Origin of the sequence: Amycolatopsis sp., assembly GCF_025464955.1 — a bacterium.
Lineage (GTDB): Bacteria > Actinomycetota > Actinomycetes > Mycobacteriales > Pseudonocardiaceae > Amycolatopsis.
This window is the reverse complement of record NZ_JAODNM010000002.1, coordinates 1-4,692: the sequence shown is the minus strand read 5'-3', so window position 1 is coordinate 4,692 and position 4,692 is coordinate 1. Positions and strand designations below refer to the sequence as shown.

The window sequence follows — 4,692 nt, the reverse complement described above, 5'->3', positions numbered from 1 at the left end:
GGGACTCGCCGATGGGCTGTGCGAGTCCCACATTCAGCGAGGGCGAGTCCCACAGTTCAGACCGGCGAGTCCCACACCCAGCTCCGGACACCGGCATTCGCCGTACACGACCCGGCCCTTGCTGCGGCAAAACGCAGCCAGTCCACAGCAACCAGCACCCACACAGACGACCGAAGAGCCACTTTTGTACTTTTGTGCCCTCGTTGAGCTTTCAAGCAGGGCACTCTTGTCCAAAAGTGCCCTCGTTTAAGTCTCAACCAGGGCGCTTTTGTGGAAAAGTGCCCTCCTCGGTGGATTCCCCGAAGTACGACGTCGTCTTGACCCAGTTGCGCACGAGCCACCGGCTCGCCTCGGCCAGGTCTCCGGCCAGGATCGCGTCGACGATCTCAGCGTGTTCCCCGATACTCTGCCTCGCCCGTTCGGCACCACCGAAATAGAGCACGTCGTACCGGTTGAGCAGGGGTTTGGTCTGCTCGATCAGCCGCAGCAGATGCGGGTTCCCGCACCGGGACAGCAACATCGCGTGCCACCGATCGTCCAGTTCGGACAGTTCGAGGCCGGCGTCGACCGCGGCCGCCAGCTCGCCGTTCAGCAGTTCGAGCCGGTCGGTCAAGCCGACCAGGTCCTGCGGCGACGACCAGCGCAACGCGAGGACCTCGAGCTCGGCGACCAGCGGATACAGCTGACGCGCCTCCTCGAGATCCAGCGGCGGCACGAGGAACCCCCGGCCAGGGTCGGCCGTGAGCAGACCGCGTCCGGCCAGCCCGATCAGCGCCTCGCGCAACGGCGTGCGGCTGACGCCGAGCTCCCTCGCGAGGTGGACCTCGTTGATCCGGGCGTCGGCGGCCAACCTCCCGTCGAGGACACGAGCGGTGATCTCCTCGGCGAGGTCACGCCGAAGCAGCTCCTTGGCCACCTTGAGCTCCCGTCAGTTGCATACAGTTCGATCCTACTGTATTCAGTTCATATGGCGAGTCTTCAGCAAGATGACATCCGGCGTGCCCGCGACGAGACCCCGGGATGCGCGGGTCTCACGCACTTCAACAACGCGGGCGCGGCGTTACAGCCCGCGTTGGTCACCGAAACGGTCATTGCCCACCTGCGGGCGGAGTCGCTTTCCGGCGGGTACGAAGCCGCGGCCGACGCCGGCGACCGCCTCGACGGCGTCTACACCTCGCTGGCCACGTTGCTGGGCGCCGAGCACGACGACATCGCGATCACCGACAGCGCGACGCGGTCCTGGCAGGCGATCTTCTACGCGCTGAACTTCGAAGCGGGCGACAAGATCCTCACCTGCCGCTCGGAGTACGCCAGCAACGCGATCTCCTACCTGCAGATCGCGCGCCGCACCGGCGCGATCGTCGAGGTCGTTGACGACGACGAGAGCGGCCAGCTCGACGTCGCCGACCTACGACGCCGTGTCGACGACCGGGTCAAGCTGATCACCACGACCCACGTGCCCACCCAAGGCGGCTTGATCAACCCGGCCGAGAAGATCGGCGAAGTCGCTTCGGAGGCGGGGATCCCGTTCCTCCTCGACGCCTGCCAGTCCGTCGGGCAGCTGGATCTCGACGTCCGACGCATCAAATGCGACGCGCTCAGCGGCACCGGCCGCAAGTACCTGCGAGGACCGCGCGGGACGGGGTTCCTCTACGTCCACCCGCGCCTGCGCGAGCGTCTCGAACCGGCGGTGCTCGACCTGCACTCGGCCGTCTGGACCGCGCCCGGCGAGTACCGCGTCGACCCCACGGCGCGCAGGTTCGAGCTGTGGGAAAGCAGTGTCGCCGGCACTCTTGGTCTCGGCGCGGCCGTCGACTACGCGCTCGCCTGGGGCCTGGACTCGATCGAGGAGCGGGTCATTGCGCTGGGCGCGCGCCTGCGAACAGCGTTGCGCGACGTCGACGGCGTGACCGTCCACGACCAAGGCGAGCGACAGTGCGGCATCGTCACGTTCAGCGTCGACGGCGTCGGGGCCGCGGACGTCAAGCAGCGGCTCGCGAAAGCGAAGATCACCACGACGGTGGCCTCCCGCGAGTCGGCCCAGTACGACTTCACCGCGAGGAACCTGCCCGACCTCGTCCGCGCGTCGGTGCACTACTACAACACCGACGACGAGATCGCCCAGCTGACCAGCGAACTGGAGAAGCGCTAACGCGGGTCGAGCAGCTGCTTGGCGATGACCAGCTTCTGGATCTCGCTCGTGCCCTCGTAGATCCGGAACAGGCGCGCGTCGCGATAGATCCGCTCCACGGTCACGCCCCGCATGTAGCCCATGCCGCCGAAGACCTGCACCGCGCGGTCGGCGACGCGGCCGAGCATCTCGGTGCAGAACAGCTTCGCCGCGGACGGCCCGAGCTTGCGGTCTTCACCCGAGTCGTAGGCCGCCGCGGCCGCGTGGACCATCGACCGTCCGGCGTGCAACTCGGCGAAGGACTCCGCGAGCAAGGCCTGCACGAGCTGGTGCTCGCCGATCGGCTTGCCACCCTGGCGCGCGGTCCGGGCGTGTTCGACGGCTTCTTCGAGCGCGCGCCCGGCCATGCCGACACAGATCGCGGCGATGTGCAACCTGCCGCGCGCGAGTGACGCCATCGCGATCCGGAAGCCCTTGCCCTCCTCCCCGATCAGCGCGTCGAACGGCACCGCGACGTCGTCGAAGAACACCTCGGACGTCCACGCGCCGCCTTGGCCCATCTTCGCGTCGTGCGGCCCGACGGTGACGCCCGGCAGTGTCGCGGGCACCAGCAGCGCGGAGATTCCCTTGCTGCCCACCGAATCCGGGGCGGTCCTGGCGAAGACGACGAACAGGTCGGCCAGTGGCGCGTTGGTGATGAACCGCTTTGTGCCGGTCAGGACGTACTGGCTGCCGTCGGACACCGCTTTGCTGACCAGGCCGCTCGGGTCGGACCCGGCCTCGGCCTCAGTCAGCGCGAACGACGCGATCGCCTCGCCGGCGGCGAGTTTCGGCAGCCAGTACGACCGCTGGTCTTCGCGGCCGTAGTCGACGATCGCCTTCCCGGCGATGCCGTTGTTCGTGCCGAACAGCGAGCGGAACGCGGGTGTGGTGTAGCCGAGTTCGATGGCGAGCGCGACGTCTTCGGCCATCGCGAGGCCGAGCCCGCCGAAGTCCACCGGCAACGCCCAGCCGAACAGCCCGAGCCCGGCGGCCTTGTCCCGGATGTCGCGCGGGATCTCGTCGTGCTCGTCGATCCACGTCTCCCGCGGCACGACCTCGTTCCGGACGAACTCGCGTACCACACCGAGTACCTGCCCGAAGTCCTCCGCGTCCACCGACACCTCCCGTTGGCGTTCCTCCTGGCACTGTAATCCGTGTGGGCGACCCCGACCGTCAAGAACGACAAGCTGCGCTATGTCTGAAACGTCGCGTCGATCAGCCTGCGGTCGCTGGGATCCTGAAGGAGGCCCCGATCGACCGCATCAGCATCGGGAACGACTTGTGCAGTTCGCGCTGCCAGTACGGCCACGAGTGGGTGCCCGCCCCGTAGAGGTCGCTGGTGACGGACACGTGTTCCGCCCGGAAGTGCGCGATAGCGGGCCCGGTCTCCTCGCCGAGCGCGCCTTCGAGCAGGTCCGGCTTGGCGCCCGGCGGGTCGAGCGGACCGACCTGGCCGTTGCCGACGGAGATGAACACGGGGATGCAACGGAGCCGCGCCGCCAGATCGTACGGGTTGTGCGCGGACCAGACCCTGGCCTGCGCGACCGGGTCGCCCCACAAGGCGTCCTTGTCGAACCCAGCCCGGACCAGATAACCCTGGATCAGGGCGGACGCCTGTTGGGTCTGGTTCACATACGTCGTGTTCACCAGACCGCTGTAGGAAGCCACCGCGCGGAAGAAGCCCGGGTGCCGCGCGGAGTAGTCCAGCGCCCCGAGCCCGCCCATCGACAAGCCGGCCACCGCGCGCAGAGGTCCGGCACGGAACTTCTTCTCCAGCAGCCTGCGCAACTCCGTGAGGTGGAAGGTCTCCCATGCCGGCGCGCCGCCCTTTCCGGCGTTGTACCAGTTCGAGTAGAACCCGACGACACCCGCGTCGGGCATCACGATCAGCGCGTCGGTGTCGGCGGTGAACGCGGTGACGTCGGTCTTGTCGGTCCACGACTGGTAGTTGTCGTTGGCGCCGTGCAACAGATACAGCGTCGGCCATGTCCGATGCCGGTACTTCGTCCAGTCCTTCGGCAACAGCACGCGCACACCGACGGTGGCGTCCAGCGCGTCGGAATGCACCTGCAGCTCCAGTAAACGGGGGCTGATCGCCTTCTCGCTGACGACGGTCGCGACGTCTTCCCGCGCGGACGCCGGAGTGGCCATGAGCCCGCTGAACAGCAGGGTCGCGATGAGCAGTACCGCCCTGAAACGCATCCAAGTCCTCCATCGAACCGGCAGTGGGTGAGCGAAGAATTGGGGCTATCCACGGGTGCTGTCAAGGAAGTACCCACTTCTGGTTGGTTCTCAGCCTATGCCGCCGTCCAGCGACGGAGTGCCGACGGCTCCCTTGGTCGCAGCTGCCCTCACATTTCGGGGGGCTGCGTAGTCGAACTGGTGAGACGAATGAGGTTCCCCCCGAGCGGTGGACAGTGGGTTAAGCAGCTTTCGCTGCACCTGTCAGGGATTGCTCGTAGCACACAGGACTGATCATCCCGATAGAGGAATGTCGGCGATTAGTGTTGTACCACTCG

4 protein-coding genes are annotated in these 4,692 nt (G+C 67.2%); 1 reads left to right on the top strand and 3 read right to left on the bottom strand.

Annotation, left to right across the window (positions count from 1 at the left end; genetic code table 11):
* Positions 1 to 253: 253 nt before the first annotated feature.
* Positions 254 to 916: a GntR family transcriptional regulator gene (locus JWQ81_RS00055; RefSeq protein ID WP_297536554.1), complete on the bottom strand. Its 663-nt coding sequence runs from the start codon at positions 914 to 916 to the stop codon at positions 254 to 256.
* Positions 917 to 967: 51 nt separating this feature from the next.
* On the opposite strand from JWQ81_RS00055, the gene JWQ81_RS00050 reads away from it, so the two are divergent.
* Positions 968 to 2,152, top strand: a complete 1,185-nt coding sequence (locus JWQ81_RS00050; protein ID WP_297536552.1) for an aminotransferase class V-fold PLP-dependent enzyme — start codon at positions 968 to 970, stop codon at positions 2,150 to 2,152.
* Here JWQ81_RS00050 and JWQ81_RS00045 read toward each other — a convergent pair.
* Positions 2,149 to 3,288 (bottom strand): acyl-CoA dehydrogenase family protein, encoded by a 1,140-nt coding sequence (locus JWQ81_RS00045; protein WP_297536550.1) that lies wholly within the window; start codon positions 3,286 to 3,288, stop codon positions 2,149 to 2,151. The genes JWQ81_RS00050 and JWQ81_RS00045 overlap by 4 nt on opposite strands.
* Before the next feature lie 100 nt (positions 3,289 to 3,388).
* Positions 3,389 to 4,375, bottom strand: coding sequence for an alpha/beta hydrolase family protein (locus tag JWQ81_RS00040; RefSeq protein WP_297536548.1), 987 nt, complete (start codon positions 4,373 to 4,375; stop codon positions 3,389 to 3,391).
* Positions 4,376 to 4,692 lie beyond the last annotated feature (317 nt).